Below are 324 nucleotides of genomic sequence, written 5' to 3' on the forward strand. Positions count from 1 at the left end.
CCCCTAAAATAACCCCTCTAGATTGCGTTAAGATCAAAGAAAAACCGGAAATAATCGCACTTACAACTAACATCCAGGTGATTTTACCTTTAAAATTTGTCAATAGTGCCCCTACTGAAAGCGTAGATATTAAACCTTGATGTGTTGCTAGCGGGATAGGATTAGTTGGCCAAAATATTCGCTCTGTCGGATAAATAAAAAAGTACCAACATGACAAAGCTAAACATGCCAAAGCTGCACTAAATAGTAGATATTGAGCTAGCTTTGCATTGAGAAGTTGTTTTTGAGGGAGTGCGCACAATAGTACAGTTGTAACAAGAAAAC

The 324-nt window shown here is 37.7% G+C and carries 1 pseudogene; it reads right to left on the reverse strand.

The window, feature by feature from the left end:
* A pseudogene (locus AB4486_RS27005) lies at positions 1-324 on the reverse strand (hypothetical protein); the annotation flags it as partial.

This window comes from Vibrio sp. 10N.222.55.C6 (genome assembly GCF_041473395.1).
GTDB lineage: Bacteria > Pseudomonadota > Gammaproteobacteria > Enterobacterales > Vibrionaceae > Vibrio > Vibrio crassostreae_C.